14 protein-coding genes are annotated in these 16,288 nt (G+C 69.9%); 4 read left to right on the top strand and 10 right to left on the bottom strand.

The annotated features are described in order from the left end of the window. Nucleotides 1–125 precede the first annotated feature (125 nt). The 3 genes from dalD to R9B84_RS13540 all read left to right on the top strand — a co-directional run bounded on the left by dalD (nt 126) and on the right by R9B84_RS13540 (nt 4,186). Nucleotides 126–1,520: a D-arabinitol 4-dehydrogenase gene (dalD, locus tag R9B84_RS13530; protein ID WP_423758319.1), complete on the top strand. Its 1,395-nt coding sequence runs from the start codon at nt 126–128 to the stop codon at nt 1,518–1,520. A 104-nt stretch (nt 1,521–1,624) separates the two neighbouring features. Continuing rightward, nucleotides 1,625–3,106 carry a xylulokinase gene (gene xylB, locus R9B84_RS13535; protein WP_423758320.1) on the top strand — a complete coding sequence of 494 codons (1,482 nt, stop codon included), beginning with the start codon at nt 1,625–1,627 and terminating at the stop codon, nt 3,104–3,106. A gap of 123 nt (nt 3,107–3,229) precedes the next feature. Then, the gene (locus R9B84_RS13540) at nt 3,230–4,186 is read left to right on the top strand and encodes a sugar-binding transcriptional regulator (protein WP_423758321.1); all 957 of its coding nucleotides are present in this window, start codon (nt 3,230–3,232) and stop codon (nt 4,184–4,186) included. A 75-nt stretch (nt 4,187–4,261) separates the two neighbouring features. Here the strand turns inward: R9B84_RS13540 and R9B84_RS13545 are convergent, their stop codons facing one another. Further along, nucleotides 4,262–5,473, bottom strand: coding sequence for an MFS transporter (locus tag R9B84_RS13545; RefSeq protein WP_423758322.1), 1,212 nt, complete (start codon nt 5,471–5,473; stop codon nt 4,262–4,264). Next, entirely contained in the window at nt 5,470–6,666 is a 1,197-nt protein-coding gene (locus tag R9B84_RS13550; RefSeq protein WP_423758323.1) for a serine hydrolase domain-containing protein, read from the bottom strand. The genes R9B84_RS13545 and R9B84_RS13550 overlap by 4 nt, the downstream gene beginning before the upstream one ends. Nucleotides 6,667–6,780: 114 nt before the next feature. On the opposite strand from R9B84_RS13550, the gene R9B84_RS13555 reads away from it, so the two are divergent. Then, on the top strand, nt 6,781–7,665 hold the full coding sequence (locus R9B84_RS13555; protein WP_423758324.1) for a LysR family transcriptional regulator: 885 nt from the start codon (nt 6,781–6,783) through the stop codon (nt 7,663–7,665). Between the two features lie 13 nt (nt 7,666–7,678). On the opposite strand, the gene R9B84_RS13560 is transcribed toward R9B84_RS13555, so the two are convergent. From R9B84_RS13560 to R9B84_RS13595, 8 genes are all read right to left on the bottom strand, one after another. Further along, a complete protein-coding gene (locus tag R9B84_RS13560; protein ID WP_423758325.1) occupies nt 7,679–8,788 on the bottom strand; it encodes an ABC transporter ATP-binding protein in 1,110 nt (369 codons plus the stop codon). Between the two features lie 54 nt (nt 8,789–8,842). Further along, on the bottom strand, nt 8,843–9,541 hold the full coding sequence (locus tag R9B84_RS13565; RefSeq protein ID WP_423758326.1) for an HAD family hydrolase: 699 nt from the start codon (nt 9,539–9,541) through the stop codon (nt 8,843–8,845). Then, nucleotides 9,538–10,389, bottom strand: a complete 852-nt coding sequence (locus R9B84_RS13570; protein WP_423758327.1) for a carbohydrate ABC transporter permease — start codon at nt 10,387–10,389, stop codon at nt 9,538–9,540. The genes R9B84_RS13565 and R9B84_RS13570 overlap by 4 nt, the downstream gene beginning before the upstream one ends. Further along, complete coding sequence (locus tag R9B84_RS13575) at nt 10,386–11,333, bottom strand: carbohydrate ABC transporter permease (RefSeq protein ID WP_047898895.1); 948 nt, start codon at nt 11,331–11,333, stop codon at nt 10,386–10,388. Before R9B84_RS13575 ends, R9B84_RS13570 begins: the two co-directional genes overlap by 4 nt. A 114-nt stretch (nt 11,334–11,447) precedes the next feature. Then, complete coding sequence (locus tag R9B84_RS13580; RefSeq protein WP_423758328.1) at nt 11,448–12,773, bottom strand: ABC transporter substrate-binding protein; 1,326 nt, start codon at nt 12,771–12,773, stop codon at nt 11,448–11,450. Nucleotides 12,774–12,834: 61 nt separating this feature from the next. Then, nucleotides 12,835–14,196 carry a D-tagatose-bisphosphate aldolase, class II, non-catalytic subunit gene (locus R9B84_RS13585; RefSeq protein ID WP_423758329.1) on the bottom strand — a complete coding sequence of 454 codons (1,362 nt, stop codon included), beginning with the start codon at nt 14,194–14,196 and terminating at the stop codon, nt 12,835–12,837. Then, nucleotides 14,184–15,140 (bottom strand): sugar kinase, encoded by a 957-nt coding sequence (locus R9B84_RS13590; RefSeq protein ID WP_423758330.1) that lies wholly within the window; start codon nt 15,138–15,140, stop codon nt 14,184–14,186. Before R9B84_RS13590 ends, R9B84_RS13585 begins: the two co-directional genes overlap by 13 nt. 96 nt (nt 15,141–15,236) lie before the next feature. Then, entirely contained in the window at nt 15,237–16,013 is a 777-nt protein-coding gene (locus R9B84_RS13595; protein WP_423758331.1) for an L-iditol 2-dehydrogenase, read from the bottom strand. Nucleotides 16,014–16,288 lie beyond the last annotated feature (275 nt).

The raw sequence follows: 16,288 nt of genomic DNA on the forward strand, positions 1-16,288 counted from the left end.
GCAGCGCACCATCGAAATGCCGTCTCCCCGCCTTGACTTTCGTCCGCCCGAATACGATCATTCGCTCACATGACGAGCAAATGATCTAATCGACAGGAAAGACTGGCACGAACAGGAGACACCGGATGAGCGAATCGTCCTCCGCCCGCGCGCCCGTGCTGCTGCACATCGGCGCGGGCTCGTTTCACCGCGCGCACCAGGCGTGGTATCTGCATCGCGTGAACGCGGCCGTGCCGGCCGACGAACGCTGGTCGCTGACCGTCGGCAACATCCGCGACGACATGCGCGCGACGATGGACGCGCTCGCCGCGCAGCGCGGCGAATACACGCTCGAAACCGTCACGCCGCAAGGCGAGCGCGCATACGAGACGATCCGCGCGATCACGCGCGTGCTGCCCTGGTCGATCGACCTCGCCGCGCTGATCGACGCCGGCGCCGACCCGGCCTGCCGGATCGTGTCGTTCACCGTGACCGAAGGCGGCTACTACCTCGACGAACACAATCGGCTCGACATCGCGAATGCCGATCTCGCGGCCGACCTGCAGGGCGCGCGCACGACGCTGTACGGCGCGCTCGCTGCATTGCTCGCCGAACGCATGCAACGCGGCGCGGGCCCGCTCACGCTGCAGAGCTGCGACAACCTGCGCAACAACGGCGCGCGCTTTCGCGCCGGGATGCGCGAATTCCTCGAACGGCGCGGCGAAGCCGGCCTGCTCGCGTGGTTCGACACGAACGCCGCCACGCCGAGCGCAATGGTCGACCGCATCACGCCGCGCCCGACCGCCGACGTGCGCGAACGCGTGCTGGCGGCGACCGGTATCGACGACGCATGCCCGGTGATGGGCGAATCGTTCATCCAGTGGGTGATCGAGGACCGCTTCGCGGCGGGCCGGCCGCGCTGGGAGCTGGCCGGCGCGGAACTCGTCGACGACGTGCACCCGTACGAGGAAGCGAAGATCCGCATCCTCAACGCGACGCACAGCTGCATCGCGTGGGCCGGTACGCTCGCGGGCTACACCTACATTCACGAAGGCACGCACGACGCGGCGATCCGCCGCTTCGCGCATGATTACGTGACGCAGGACGTGATCCCGTGCCTCGCGCCGAGCCCGCTCGATCTCGCGCGCTACCGCGACGTCGTGCTCGAGCGCTTCGGCAATCCGTACGTGCTCGACACGAACCAGCGCGTCGCGGCCGACGGCTTCTCGAAGATCCCCGGCTTCATCGCGCCGACGCTGGTCGAATCGTTCGCGCGCGGCGCCGCGCCGGTCGCGACCGCCGTGCTGCCCGCCTTGTTCCTGCGCTTTCTCGAACGCTGGGCGCACGGCACGCTCCCGTATGCGTACCAGGACGGCGTAATGGACGAAGCCGCTGCGCGCGCGATCATCGGGGCCGACGACCCCGTCGTCGCGCTGTGCGCGAGCCGCCCGCTGTGGGGCTCGCTCGCCGGCAACGCAGCGCTGTTCGAGGCGCTGCGCGCCGCGCTCGCGCGCGTCGACGCATGGCTCGCGCAGCGCTGACGCGCGCGGGCCGGCGCCCGGCCGCGCAGCCGGGCAAACCCGCTTGGCACATGCCATGCGGCACGGCTAAAGTAGCGGCTCCTCCCTGACGGAACGGATCGTTCATGTATCTCGGCATCGACCTCGGCACTTCGGAAGTGAAGGTGCTGCTGCTCGCCCCGGACGGCGCGGTCGTCGGCACCGCCGGCTCGCCGTTTACCGTGTCGCGGCCGCATCCGCGCTGGGCCGAACAGCATCCGGAAGACTGGTGGCAAGGCACGCTCGCCGCGCTCGCGGCGCTGCGCGAACGGCATCCGCAAGCGTTCGCGGCGGTGCGCGGCATCGGCCTGTCGGGCCAGATGCACGGCGCCGTGCTGCTCGGCCGCGACGACCGCGTGCTGCGCCCCGCGATCCTGTGGAACGACATGCGCAGCGCCGACGAATGCGCGCTGCTCACCGAACGCGCGCCCGATCTCCACGCCCTCGCCGGCAATCTCGCGATGCCGGGCTTCACCGCGCCGAAACTGCTGTGGGTCGCGAAGCACGAACCCGACGTGTTCGCGGCGACCGCGTGCGTGCTGATGCCGAAGGACTACCTGCGGTTCCGGCTGACCGGCGCGAAGGTGTCCGATCCGTCGGACGCGGCCGGCACGCTGTGGCTCGACGTCGCGCGCCGCGACTGGTCCGACGCGCTGCTCGCCGCATGCGGGATGACGCGCGACCAGATGCCGCGCATCGTCGAGGGCAACGCGCCGTCCGGCACGCTGCGCGCCGATGTCGCGCGCGAGCTCGGGCTGTCGGAGGCCGTCGTGGTGGCCGGCGGCGGCGGCGACAACGCGACGAGCGCGCTCGGCATCGGCGCGATCCACGCGGGCGACGGCTTCGTGTCGCTCGGCACGTCGGGCGTGCTGAGCGTGGTCGGCGACCGTTTCATGCCGAATCCCGCATCGGCCGTGCATGCGTTCTGCCATGCGATTCCCGATCGCTGGCAATTGATGAGCGTCGTGCTGTCGGCCGCGAGCTGCCTGCGCTGGGTCTGCAAGCTGACAGGCACCGACGAGCCCGCGCTGCTCGCCGAAGTCGAGGCGCTCGACGCCGACGCGCTCGCGACGGCGCCGCTGTTCCTGCCCTACCTGTCCGGCGAGCGCACGCCGCACAACGATCCGTATGCGCAAGGCGTGTTCTTCGGGATGACGCACGCGACCGAACGCGCGCATCTCGGCTATGCGGTGCTCGAAGGCGTGACGCTCGGCCTCGCCGACGGTCTCGACGCGCTGCATGCGGCCGGCGTCGAAACCGACCAGCTTTCGCTGATCGGCGGCGGCGCGCGCAGCGCATTCTGGGCGCAACTGATCGCCGATGCGCTGAACGTGCGCACGCGCCAGATCGGCGGCGGCGAAACGGGCGCGGCGCTCGGCGCGGCCCGGCTCGGCTGGCTGGCCGTCGGCGGCGATCCGCAGACGGTGCTGACCAAGCCGCCGGTGCGCGCCGAATACGCGCCGGACGCCACCCGCCATGCGCTGCTGCGCGAACGCCTCGACGCGTTCCGCGCGCTGTATCGCCACGTGCGCCCGCTGTACGAACCGTCGCGCGCGCGGCTCGCGTAAGCGCCGCCGCGGTGCGCCAGCCGGCCGTCGGCCGCGCGCCAGACATGCGGTACAGTGGATGCCGTCGTGCGGCCCGCCGGCCGGTCCGCGGGCGGCCCCCCAGCTCCGAACCGAATCGCTATCGTGTCCAAGTCCTCAGAAAAACTCGATCTCGCCACGCGTGCCGCGTGGCTCTACTACGTCGCGGGCGACACGCAGAACGAAATCGCCGAAAAGCTGCAGGTGTCGCGCCCGGTCGCGCAGCGCCTCGTCGCGTTCGCGGTCGAGAAGAACCTGATCCGCGTGCGCGTCGACCACCAGCTCGCCGACTGTCTCGATCTCGGCGCGCAACTGTCGAAGCGCTACGGCCTCGCGATGTGCGAAGTCGTGCCCGTCGACGCCGACGCGCCCGACGCGATCGACCGCAAGCTCGCGGTTGCCGGCGCGCAGGTGATGGAGCGCTACCTGGGCGAGACGCGGCCGATGGTGATCGCGGTCAGCAGCGGCCGGACGCTGAAGGCCGCCGTCGCGCAGATCGCGCAGATCGACCGCCCGCAGCACCGGCTCGTGTCGATGGTCGGCGCGATCGCGGCCGACGGTTCGTCGAACCGCTACGACGTCGCGCAGTACATCTCCGAGAAAACCGGCAGCAAGCACTTCCTGCTGCCCGCGCCGCTGTTCGCGGACAGCGCGACCGAGCGCGCGCAGTGGTGCAACCACCGGCTGTACCGGATCGTCGACGCGCTGTCGGGCAAGGCAGACGTCGCGTTCGTCGGGATCGGCAACATCGGCCCGCACTGCCCGCTGTACGAAGACGGCTTCATTACCGAACAGGAACGCGACGAGATGACCGCGCTCGGCGCGGTGGCCGAACTGCTCGGCGTGCCGATCGACGCGCAGGGCAAGCTGATCGACGTGTCGACCAGTGCGCGCGTGACGAGCGTGTCGCTTGCCACGCCGCCGAAACGCCCGACGATCGCGTTCGCGGGCGGCCCGAAAAAACGCGACGCGGTGATCGCCGCGCTGCGCGGCGGCTGGCTGTCGGGGCTCGTCACCGACGAGACCTGCGCGCGCGCCGCGCTCGACGCGAAAGCGGACTGACGCCTCAGGGCCTGTTCACGTTAATCACCGGCTTGCGCCGGCCCTAGCCGCATACCCCACGCAGCAGTCGAACCTTCAGGCCGTGCGCGGCGCCGGAAACGCATGCCGGCGCGCGCGCCACGCGCCGATCCACGCGGCCGCCAGCAGCGCCACGAGCACCCACGGAATCGCGCCGGCGCCCGTCGCGCCGAGCAGCATCCCGCCCGCGATGCCGCCACCGGCGATCGCGAGATTCCACACCGTCACGAGCATCGATTGCGCGACGTCGGCCGACTCCCCCGCCGCGTTCGCGGCAGCAGTCTGGAACAGCGTCGGCGCGCCGCCGAACGCGAGCCCCCACAGCGCGACGCCCGCATAGACGATCGTCATCCCCGATCCGGCGCCGAGCATCGCCGCCGCGAGCGCGAACAGCGCGATGCTGGCGAGCGTCAGGCGCCGTTGCGCGGCACCGATCCACGCGCCCGTCAGCGCGATGCCGACCAGCGATGCGATGCCGAACACCAACAGCACCACGTCGACCTGCGCACCCATCCGCACGCCCGCGAGGAACGGCGCGACGTACGTGTACAACATGTTGTGCGCGAGCACGTACGCGAACATCACAGTCAGCACCGGCCGCACGCCGGGCAGCGTCATCACGCCGAGCACCGGTTCGCGCGCGCCGGCCTGCTGCCCCGGGTAATCGGGCACGCGCAAGCGGATCCAGCCGATCAGCGCGAGCGCCGCGAGCGTGATCAACGCGAACGCGACGCGCCAGCCGAGCACCGCCCCCAGCGCGGTGCCGGCCGGAATGCCGATCGACATCGCGACCGGCGCGCCGAGCATCGCGACCGCGATCGCACGGCCGCGCAGCGACGCGTCGACCATCCGGCTCGCATAGCCGGCCAGCAACGCCCACAGCAGCCCGGCCGACATGCCCGAGACGAAGCGCGCGGCAAGCGTGAGCGCGTAGTACGGCGACGCGGCGGTCAGCGCATTCGACACGACGAAGCCGGCCAGCGCCGCGAGCAGCAGGCGGCGCCGGCGCATCGCGCGCGTCGCGGCGACGAGCGGAATCGCCGCGACGATCGAGCCGAGCGCATAGACGGTTACGAGCTGGCCGATCAGCGCGTCGGGCACGCGCAGGTCGACGCTCATCAGCGGCAACAGGCCGGCCGGCAATGCCTCGGTGAGGATCGTGATGAAGGCGGCCGTCGCGAACGCCAGCAGGTTCGCGACCGGCAGGCGCTCGCGCGCCTGCGCCGGTCCGACGGAAACCTCGTCGTCAATCGATGTGCAGTCGCTCATGCCGCGCTCCCGACCTCGACGCCGTAGACCGCATCGCGCACATCGGTCACGATCCGCCCGTGCATGCCCTCGTACAGCGTGTTGGTCAGTGCGACGACCGTCAGCCCGGCCGCGCGGTCGACGAACCATGCATGCCCGTACGCGCCGCCCCAGCGCCAGGTGCCGACCGATTCCGGCGACTGCGCGGCCGCCGGATCGCGCAGCACCGAAAAGCCGAGCCCGAAGCCGAAACCGGGCGCATCCTGCAGTTCGTGCGCGCCCGGCTGGATGCGCGCCATCTCGTCGATCCACGCGGGTTCGAGCCAGCCATCGCGGCCGGTGCGCAGCGCGTCGAGCAGCGTCACGCAATCGCGCGCGGTGCCGACCATCCCCGCGCCGCCCGACGGCCACGCATCGCCGTCGAACGCGCGCGCCGGTTCGAAGCGGATGCCGATCGTGCCGTCGAATACCGGCACGAGATCGATGTCCACCATCCGGCGCGGTACGCCCGGCGTGCTCACGTAAGGCGTCGCGAAGCGCGCGGCATCGTGCGCGACAAACGTCGTGTCGGTCATCCCGAGCGGTGTCGTGACGAGCGCGGCCACCGCGTCGGCGAGCGGCCGGCCGTCGACCGCCTCGATCAGCGCGCCGACCACGTCGGTCGCGAGCGAATAGCCCCACGCCGTGCCGGGCGCGAACTGCAGCGGCACGCTGGCGATGCGCCGCACATTCTCGGCGAGCGTGATGCCCGCGCGATCCATCCCGTCGGACACGCCGGCGCGCGCATACGGGCCGTCGCCGCCGGTTTCGAGGAAGCGGTAGCCGAGGCCGGCCGTATGCGACAGCAGATGACGCAACGTGATCGCGGCGGGCGCGCCATCGGGCAGCGCCGGGCGGAATTCGGGCAACCAGCGCGCGACGGGTTCGTCGAGCGCGATGCGCCCCGCCGCGGCCAGCCGCATCGCGGCGGCCGTCACGACCGGCTTCGTGACCGACGCGAGCCGGAACAGCGCGTCTTCCCGCATCGGCGTACCGGCTTCGCGATCGGCGAGCCCGGCGGCGCGCGCATAGCGCAACTCGCCGTCGCGCGCGACCAGCACGACCGCGCCGACCATGCGCTCGTCGGCGAGTGCGCGATCGAGCGCGTCGTCGAGACGGCGGCGCAGCGCGGCGTCCGGTTCGGCGCGGGGCGCGGTGACAGGCAGGGATGACATGGCGTGACCTCTCGACAATGAACGAGCGTCCATCGTAGGGAGCCGACGCGAGAAGAAAAACCGGGTTAGAGTTCCGGACACTCCGGACGCTGGTGTCCGCAATCGGAAACTTGCATGGAAAATCTCGGCGGGTTCGTCGTGTTCGTTCAGGTCGCGGAAACGCGCAGTTTCGTCGCGGCCGGCCGCGCGCTCGGGCTGTCGGCATCGGCGATCGGCAAGCGCATCGCGCGGCTCGAGGCGCGCCTGAACGTGCGGCTGTTTCACCGCAGCACGCGCAGCATCACGCTGACGGCCGAGGGCACGCGTTTTCTCGAGCGGTGCCGGCGCGTGATCGCCGAGATCGACGCGGCCGAGCAGGAACTGACACACAGTGCCGAAGCGCCGCGCGGGCGTTTGCGCGTGAGCCTGCCGACGATCGGCACGCTGCTGCTGCCGGTGCTCGCCGACTTCATGGCCGCGTATCCGGAAATCGAACTCGATATCGATTTCAGCGACCGGCTCGTCGACGTCGTCGAGGAAGGATTCGACGCGGTGCTGCGCACCGGCCAGCCGACGGATTCACGGCTGTCGTCGCGGCTGCTCCGCCATTTCCGCCAGCACCTCGTCGCATCGCCCGACTACCTCGCCCGGCACGGCACGCCGCGCACACCGGCCGATCTCGCGCTGCACCGCTGCCTGCACTACCGCTTTCCGAGCAGCGGCAAGCTCGAAACCTGGCCGCTGCGCGCGCCGCGCTCGGGCACGCTGCCCGAGGTGCCCGTATCGATGGTCAGCAACAGCGCGGAAGCGCGCCTGTGCTTCACGCTGCGCGGGCTCGGCATCGCGTGCCTGCCCGAGTTCTTCGTGCGCGACGCGCTCGACGACGGCACGCTGTGCGCGGTGCTCGACGAACACGTCGCGAGTTGCACGCCGATCTACGTGCTGTGGCCGTCAGGCCGCCATCCGACGCCGAAGCTGCGCGCGTTCGTCGACTTCATGGCGGCAAACCTGCGCTTCTGACCGATCCCGGCCGTCACGCAGCCTTCGCGTGCGCGCTGAGCCGCCGGAACGCCTGCCCGTGCTCGTCGAACAGATGGCAGTGCTCGGCCTGCGCGTGCACGTGCAGCGCCTCGCCCGTGCGATACGTATCGAGCGGCGGAATCCGCGCGATCAGCCCGTCCGGCGCGAGCGCCGACTCCGCATACAGATATGCAGCATCGCCGAGCGACTCGACGGCCATCGTCCGCGCGGCAACGCCCGCAGCCGCCGTGCCCACCAGCAGGTGCTCGGGCCGCACGCCGACGGTCACCGCGGCACCGCGCTGCAACCCGGCCGCTTCGACCGCGACGCGCTGCGTCTCACCGCTGTCGAAACGCACGAGCACGCCGCCCGCATCGACCGACTCGACCGTGCCCGTCAGGAAGTTCATCTTCGGCGAACCGATGAAGCCCGCGACGAACTGGTTCGCCGGCGCGTGATACAGCTCGTTCGGCGTGCCGACCTGCTGCACCGCGCCGCCCGACAGCACGACGATCTTGTCCGCGAGCGTCATCGCCTCGACCTGGTCGTGCGTCACGTAGATCATCGTCGTCTTCAGCTCGTCGTGCAGCCGCGCGAACTCCAGCCGCATCTTCACGCGCAGCGCGGCGTCGAGGTTCGACAACGGCTCGTCGAACAGGAACACCTTCGGCTTGCGCGTGATCGCGCGGCCGATCGCGACGCGCTGCCGCTGGCCGCCCGACAGCTGCTTCGGCTTGCGGTCGAGCAGGTGATCGATGTGCAGGATCTTCGCCGCGTTCTTCACCGCCTGGTCGATCTCGGGCTTCTTCGCGCCCGCGAGCTTGAGGCCGAACGCCATGTTGTCGTACAGCGTCATGTGCGGGTACAGCGCATACGACTGGAACACCATCGCGATGCCGCGCTTCGCGCTCGGCACGTCGTTGACCTTCGCGCCGTCGATCAGCAGGTCGCCGCTCGAAATATCCTCGAGGCCCGCGATCATCCGCATCAGCGTGGATTTGCCGCAGCCGCTCGGGCCGACGAACACGACGAATTCGCCGTCGGCGATGTCGAGGTTCACGTTGCGCAGCACTTCGGTTTCGTCGTAGCGCTTCGCGATGTTGCGCAGGAGCACGCTTGCCATGATCTGTCTCCGTTCGTTCGTGATGCGCCGCCTTCGGGCGGCGCGCAATCGTTGCTAGTTCGGCAGCACCGCGCCCGTCGCCTGCCAGCGCGCGACGTAACCGGGCAGCTCGTGCATGTCGTCGAATACGTGACGCGCGCCGATCCCGCGCAGCGCGTCGATTTGCGCGGCCGACGCATGCCCGCCGCCGACGAAGCCGAGCACGGTCATGCCGGCCGCGGCCGCCGCGGTGATGCCGGTCACGCTGTCCTCGACCACGAGGCACTGCGCGGGCGCGACGCCGAGCGTGCGCGCGGCCGCGAGATACACGTCCGGCGCCGGCTTCGGCCGCGCGACGGAATCCGCGCAGAACAGCCGTTCGCCGAAGAACCGCGCGAGGCCCGTGCGCGCGAGCGCCGCTTCGACGTATGCGCGGTAGCTGTTGCTCGCGCAGGCCGTCGTCAATCGAATCGCGCCGAGCGCCGCGTCGATGCCGTCGACCATCGGCGCATTGACGGCCGCCGCCTCGACCGCACGGCGGATCGCATCGACGTCGTCGGCCGACAGCGTGCGGCCGACAGCGTCGCCCGCCCCCGCCAGCACGCGCTCGATGCGCAGCCCGAGCAGCGGCATCACGGCCGGCCGCGCATCGACGCCCGGCCAGCGCGCATCGAGTTCGCGCACGATCACGTCGGCGGCGACGGCCTCGCTGTCGATCAGCACACCGTCGCAATCGCAGATCAGCACGTTCGCACCTTGGCCGGCCGCGCTCACTTGACCGCCCCGAACGTGAGCCCGCGCACGAGCTGCTTCTGCGACAGCCAGCCGACGATCAGGATCGGCGCGACCGCGAGCAGCGAAGCGGCGGACAGCTTCGCCCAGAACAATCCTTCGGGGCTCGAGTACGACGCGATGAACACGGTCAGCGGCGCCGCGTTCGAGCTCGACAGGTTGATGCTCCAGAACGCCTCGTTCCACGACAGGATCACGAGCAGCAGCGCGGTGGACGCAAGCCCCGGCAACGCCATCGGCATCAGCAGGTAGACGATCTCCTGCCACGTCGATGCGCCGTCGATGCGCCCGGCTTCGAGAATGTCCTTCGGGATCTCGTTGAAGTACGTGAAGGTCATCCACACCGCGATCGGCAGGTTGATCAGCGTGTAGACGATCACGAGGCCCGACACCGTGTCGAGCAGCCCCGCGTTCTTCCACAGCAGGTAGATCGGCACGAGCACGCCGACCGACGGCATCATCTTCGTCGACAGCATCCACAGCAGCACCTTCTGCGTGCGATGGTTCGGGAAGAATGCCATCGCATACGCGGCCGGCACCGCGAACAGCAGCGAGATCACCGTGACGCCCGCCGAGATCAGCACCGAATTCCACGCGAACGAGAAGTAGTTGCTGCGCGCGAACACCTCGCGGAAGCTGTCGAGCGTCGGCATGAACAACAGCGTCGACGCGTATGCCTGCTGCTCGGTCTTGAACGCGGTGATCGCCATCCAGAAGATCGGGAAGAACAGCAGCAACGCGATCAGCCACGCGAGCGCGCCGGGCAGCGCGCGCCGCACGAGGTCGAACACGGCCGGCACGCGCCGGCCTTCGAAGGTCAGGTCGCTCATTTCTCGTATTCCCCTTTCAGGTTGCGCGCGAGCATCCGCACGAGGAAGAACGACACGACGTTCGCGACCACGACGGCGATGATGCCGCCCGCGGACGCGAGGCCGACGTCGAACTGCTGCAGGCCGAGCGCGTAGATCAGGTACGACAGGTTGGTCGTCGCGTTGCCCGGGCCGCCGCCGGTCGTCGTGTAGATCTCCGCGAAGATCGACAGCAGGAAAATCGTCTCCATCATCACGACCACGGCGATCGCGCGCTTCAGGTGCGGCAGCGTGATGTAGAAGAACATCGCGATCGGGCCCGCGCCGTCGATGCGCGCGGCTTCCTTCTGTTCCTGGTCGAGCGACTGGATCGCGGTGAACAGGATCAGGAAAGCGAACGGCAGCCACTGCCACGCGACGATGATGATCACCGCGGTGAGCGGGTAATCGGCGAACCAGTCGATCGGCGTCATCCCGAGCGCGCGCATCGCGTTCGCGACGAGCCCGTAGACCGGGTGCAGGATCATGTTCTTCCAGATCAGCGCGGATACCGTCGGCATCACGAAGAACGGCGCGATCGCGAGCAGGCGCGCGATGCCCTGCCCGTAGAACTTGCGGTCGAACAGCACGGACATCAGCACGCCGCCGATCACCGTGATCGCGAGGACCGCGCCGATCAGCACGAGCGTGTGCCAGATCGCGGGCAGGAACGACGGATCGGTCGCGAGGAAGCGGTAGTTGTCGAGCCCCGCGAAACCCTTCACGTCCGGGTTCAGCAGGTTGTAGCGCGAGAACGAATACCAGATCGTCATCGCGAGCGGGATCGACATCCACAGCAGCAGCACCGCGACGGACGGCGAGACGAGCCAGCTCGCGCCGCCGCGCGCGCGGCGCGGCGCGCCCGGCGGCGACGACGCGTCGCCGACCGACGGCGCGTGACTCAGGGGAAGACGCAGGTGACGCATGATCGGAGTCCCTCCGGTTGATGCGCGGGCGCGAACGGCCTGCCCGCCTTTCAGCTTCGTCGACCCGCACCGTGCGCGACGGCGCACGGCGCGGGCCGCGCGACTGCTGGCGCGTTACTTCTTGTAGCCGGCCTGCCGCACCGCGCGGTCGGCGGCGGCCTGCCCGGCGGCGAGCGCCTGGTCGACCGTCATCTGGCCCGCAACCGCACCCGCGATCGACTGGCCGACCACCGTGCCGAACGACTGGAATTCAGGAATCCCGACGTACTGCACGCCCGTGTACGGCACCTTCTTCAGCGACGGATCGTTCGGGTCGGCCGTCTCGATCGCCTTCAGCACGAAGTCCGAGAACGGCGCGGCGGCCTTGTACTCGGGGCGCTGATAGGTCGACGTGCGCGTGCCCGGCGGCACCGACGCCCAGCCTTCGTCCTTGCCGGCCATCTCGATGTACTGCTTCGACGTCGCCCACGCGATGAACTTGCGCGCGGCATCCTGCTGCTTCGACGTCTTCGGCACGGCCAGCGCCCACGCCCACAGCCAGTGCGAGCCCTTCGGCGTGACGGCGACCGGTGCGGGCGCGAAGCCGATCTTGTCGGCGACCTGCGACTGCTGCTTGTTATAGAGCATCCCGGCCGCGACCGTCGCGTCGATCCACATCGCGCACTTGCCCGACGCGGTCAGCGTCAGGTTCTCGTTGAAGCCGTTCGAGCTCGCTCCCGGCGGGCCGTCCTTTTTCAGCAGGTTCACGTAGAACGTGATCGCCTTCTTCCATTCGGGCGACGTGAGCTGCGCGTTCCAGTTCTCGTCGAACCAGCGCCCGCCGAACGTGTTCACGACCGTCGACACGAACGCCATGTTCTCGCCCCAGCCGGCCTTGCCGCGCAGGCAGATCCCGTAGGTGCCCTTCGACTTGTCGGTGAGCTTGTCGGCGAACTCGGCGATCTGGTCGTAGGTCGGCTGGTCGGGCATCTTCAGCCCCTTCGCCGCGAACAGGTCCTTGCGGTAGAACGTCATCGAGCTTTCGACGTAGAACGGCAGCGCATAGAGCTGGCCGTTGTACGACAGGCTGTCGCGCGCGGTCTTCACGATGTCGTTCAGGTCGTAGTCGGCGGGCAGGCCCGTCATCGGCGCGAGCCAGCCGCGCTTGCCCCACTGCGGCGTCTCGTAGGTGCCGATCGCCATCACGTCGAACTGGCCGCTGCCGGTCGTGATGTCGGTCGTCGCGCGCTGGCGCAGCACGTTTTCCTCGAGGATCACCCAGTTCAGCTTGATGTCGGGGTTCGCCTTCTCGAACGCCGGCGACAGCTTCTTCAGCTCGATCATGTCGGGGTTGTTCAGCGTCGCGATCGTCAGCGTGCCCGCGGACGCGGCGCAGGCGGCCGTCGCGAGCGCGGCTCCGGCGAAGCAGCGTGTGGCGGCGTCGAGCATCTTTCGTTGCATGGCATGTCTCCTGTGATTGTTCGAAGTGTCGTCGGTCTTGCGTCGTTTCCTTCGCGGCCCGTCATGCCGGCCGCTGCATTCCGCACGCGCGCGCATAGTGCGCGATCACGTCGCGTATCCGGTGGCGCACCCATGCGCGCGGCTCCTTCGCGAGCCCGCCCGCGCGGCACGCCGCGTAGACATCCGGCAGCCACTGCGCGACGAGCGTCTCGGGCACCGGCTGCCGCGCGAGGTTGCCGAACAGTTGCTCGACCGCGGCCGCGACGGCCGGCTGCAGCCAGTAGTAGCGAATGCGGTCGCTGTAGCTGAACTGGCGCGCGAGCCGCTGCTCGGTTTCGTCGCCGCGGTAATACGGCGCCCAGTGCTCGGGCTGCGCGCGCATCGCGGCGTCGACGACGTCGCGCAACCGCGAGCGCTGCGCGACGTCGTCGATCAGCGCATCCTCGATGAACGTCAGCGCGAACAGCGCCTCGCGCAGCGCGAACGTCAGCGCGGGGCCGACCTTCAGCACCGCGAAGTGGTCGCGCACGAGCGCGGCGAGCGCACCCTCGGTCTGGTAATCGGTCGAATGCGCCTCGAACACGAGGCGCGGTGTATGCAGGATACTCGCGCCGAGCGAGGCCGCCTTCGCGCTGTCGTAGTCGAGCACATGGCGATCGTCGAAGTCGACGCCCGGCTGCGCGACGACCGCGACGACGCGCGTCCACGCGTCGTCGAGCCCGGCCGCCGCGAATGCGCTGCGGTGCGCGTCGAGCGTCGCCGCGATGCTGTCGCTGCGCGTGACCGCGATCTGCGCGATCGCCGCGCCGTTCGCATCGCCCGTATTGCCGCTGACTTCGCCGCCCGGGGTCGGCACCTCGGTGCCGATCACGTAGACAGGCGCGACACCGGCGCGCGACGCCGCGTCTTCCGCCACGCCGCACAGTTCGGCCGCGCGCGCGGCGATCGTGCGGTCGTCGAGCCGCGCCGGATCGTCCGCGCACGCCATGCTCGCATCGAGGTGGATCTTTTCGAAGCCGGCGTCGACATAGGCGGCGACCATCGCGCCGGCCTCGCGCATCGCGTCGGCCGCGCGGCGATGCCGCCACGGGTTCGGGCCGAGATGATCGCCGCCGAGCACGAGCGCCGATTGCGCGAGCCCGCAGCGCGCGGCGATCGCATCGACGTCGCGGCGGAAATCGGCGGGCGTCATGCCCGTATAGCCGCCGAGATGGTTCACCTGGTTGCAGGTCGCCTCGATCAACAGCGGCGAGCCATCCGCGCGCGCGGCTTCGCACGCGGCCTCCAGCACCAGCCGGTGCGCGCTGCAGACCGAATAGATGCCGCGCTGCGCGTCCGCGCGGTTCGCGTCGAAGATCATCCGCAGCACGGCATCCGCGTGCGCGGTGCGCGGGCGTTCTGCGAGGGTCGTCAGGCCGGACATGCAATACCTCGTTCGGTCAGGAAACGGTCGATCTCGGCCGCGCTGCTGTTGCCTTCCATCGGGCCGCGCCGCGTGACCGCGATCGCGCCGGCCGCATTCGCGCGGCGCAGCGCGACATCGATCGGCATGCCCGCGACGAGGCTCGCGACCAGCGTGCCGCCGAAGCAGTCGCCGGCGCCGGTCGGGTCGATTTCGTCCACCGCGTAAGCGCCGGCCTCGACACGGCTCGCGCGGTCGAACGCGACGCTGCCTGCCGCGCCGCGCTTCAGCACGACGCGTTCGAGCAGCGGATGCGTCGCGAGCAAGCCCGCAATCGCGCGCTCGGCCGGCTGCGGCCCGCAGAAGAACGGCAGGTCGGCTTCGCTCGGCAGGAACAGGTGGCAGGCGGCGAGCATCTGGTCGAGCGCCGCGCGCATCGGGCGGAAGCTCAGCATCTCGGGGCGCACGTTCGGATCGAACGACACCTTCGCACCGGCGCGCGCGGCCTCGATCACGCCGCGCTGGACCGCCGCGATCGCCGATTCGCTCGTCAGCGACGAACCCATTACATGGAAGTAACGGCAGCCGTCGAACATCGCCGTATCGACGTCGGACGCATCGACGCATGCGGCCGCGCTGGTGGAAAGATTGAAGACGAAGCTGCGCGAACCGTCGTCGCGATACGCGACGAACGCGGTGCCGGTCGGGCGCGCGATGCGGCGGATGCGCGCGACATCGACGCCGTCCTGTTCGAGCCGCGCGACGATCGCGTCGCCGAACGCGTCGCGGCCAACGCAGCCCGCATACGCGACGCGCACGCCGAGCCGGGCGGCCTGATCGGCAAAGATCGCGGGCGCGCCGCTCGGGAACGGGCCGGCGAACAGGCCCGGCGTGTCGAAACCCTGGCCGCGCTCGGCGGCGACGAATTCGGCGAGCAGTTCGCCGGCGACGACGATCTCGGCCATCAGGCGTGCCCTCCTCGTTCGGCGGCGGCCACGGCGTGCAGTGATGCCACGTCGTCGAAGGCCGTCAGGCAGGTTGCGCGTGCGAGCGGCGCCACGTCAGCTCATCCAGTTGCCGCCGTCGACGTTCAGCGTCTGGGCGGTGATGTAATCGGCGTCGGCCGACGCGAGGAACAGCGCGGCGCCCGTCAGGTCACCCGGCACGCCCATGCGGCCGAGCGGCACGGCTTCACCGACGAGCCGTTTCTTCTCGCCGAGCGGCCGGTTCTCGTAGCGCGCGAACAGCGCATCGACCTGCTCCCACATCGGCGTGTCGACGACGCCCGGCGCAATGCCGTTCACGTTGATCCGGTGCGGCGCGAGCGCAAGCGCGGCCGACTGCGTGTAGCTGATCACCGCGGCCTTGGACGCGCAGTAGTGCGAAACGAGCGCCTCGCCACGACGGCCGGCCTGCGACGACATGTTGACGATCTTGCCGCCGCGCCCCTGCTCGACCATCCGCTGCGCGACGGCCTGCATCAGGAAGAACAGCCCTTTCACGTTGACCGCGAACAGCCGGTCGAACACATCCCACGATTCGTCGAGGATCGGGCGCATGTCGAACAGCGCCGCGTTGTTGAACAGGATGTCGACGCCGCCGAAACGCTCGACGGCGGTGGCGACGATCCGCTCGATGTCGTCGCGGCGCGTGACGTCCGCGGTGACGGCCACCGCGCGGCCGGGGTTCGCCTCGATGAGCCGCGCAAGCGAGCCGCCTGCCGGCTTCACGTCGACGAGCACGCAGCGCGCGCCCTCGTCCAGATAGCGTTGCGCGACCGCCTCGCCGATGCCGCTTGCGGCGCCCGTCAGGATCGCGACCTTGTGTTCCAGTCTCACTGGCTGTCTCCGGTTCATTCTGCTGTACGACGGTCGCGAGGTGAGCGAACGCTCGCCAACCGATCAATTGCTCTGTTGTTGATCGAATGATCGGATACGCGATTCGCGCTGTCAAGGCAACGTGACGGCTTTCTATGACGCGCTGCGGCACAACGGCGCATGGCGACCGCCCGCGGCGCACGCCCGGCAAGGCGCGGCGCGCGCGGTGCGGTGCGGCCGGATCGGCGGTGAAGGGGACGGAGCGTGGACGGAAAGGGGAATTCGCGCTGCACGGC

Origin of the sequence: Burkholderia sp. NLJ2 (genome assembly GCF_049487195.1) — a bacterium.
In the GTDB taxonomy this organism is placed as follows: domain Bacteria; phylum Pseudomonadota; class Gammaproteobacteria; order Burkholderiales; family Burkholderiaceae; genus Burkholderia; species Burkholderia pyrrocinia.

Coding starts and splice junctions, on each gene's coding strand:
- dalD (WP_423758319.1), top strand. CDS start 126: ATGAGCGAATCGTCCTCCGCCCGCGCGCCCGTGCTGCTGCACATCGGC.
- xylB (WP_423758320.1), top strand. CDS start 1,625: ATGTATCTCGGCATCGACCTCGGCACTTCGGAAGTGAAGGTGCTGCTG.
- R9B84_RS13545 (WP_423758322.1), bottom strand. CDS start 5,473: ATGAGCGACTGCACATCGATTGACGACGAGGTTTCCGTCGGACCGGCG.
- R9B84_RS13550 (WP_423758323.1), bottom strand. CDS start 6,666: ATGTCATCCCTGCCTGTCACCGCGCCCCGCGCCGAACCGGACGCCGCG.
- R9B84_RS13555 (WP_423758324.1), top strand. CDS start 6,781: ATGGAAAATCTCGGCGGGTTCGTCGTGTTCGTTCAGGTCGCGGAAACG.
- R9B84_RS13560 (WP_423758325.1), bottom strand. CDS start 8,788: ATGGCAAGCGTGCTCCTGCGCAACATCGCGAAGCGCTACGACGAAACC.
- R9B84_RS13570 (WP_423758327.1), bottom strand. CDS start 10,389: ATGAGCGACCTGACCTTCGAAGGCCGGCGCGTGCCGGCCGTGTTCGAC.
- R9B84_RS13575 (WP_047898895.1), bottom strand. CDS start 11,333: ATGCGTCACCTGCGTCTTCCCCTGAGTCACGCGCCGTCGGTCGGCGAC.
- R9B84_RS13580 (WP_423758328.1), bottom strand. CDS start 12,773: ATGCAACGAAAGATGCTCGACGCCGCCACACGCTGCTTCGCCGGAGCC.
- R9B84_RS13585 (WP_423758329.1), bottom strand. CDS start 14,196: ATGTCCGGCCTGACGACCCTCGCAGAACGCCCGCGCACCGCGCACGCG.
- R9B84_RS13590 (WP_423758330.1), bottom strand. CDS start 15,140: ATGGCCGAGATCGTCGTCGCCGGCGAACTGCTCGCCGAATTCGTCGCC.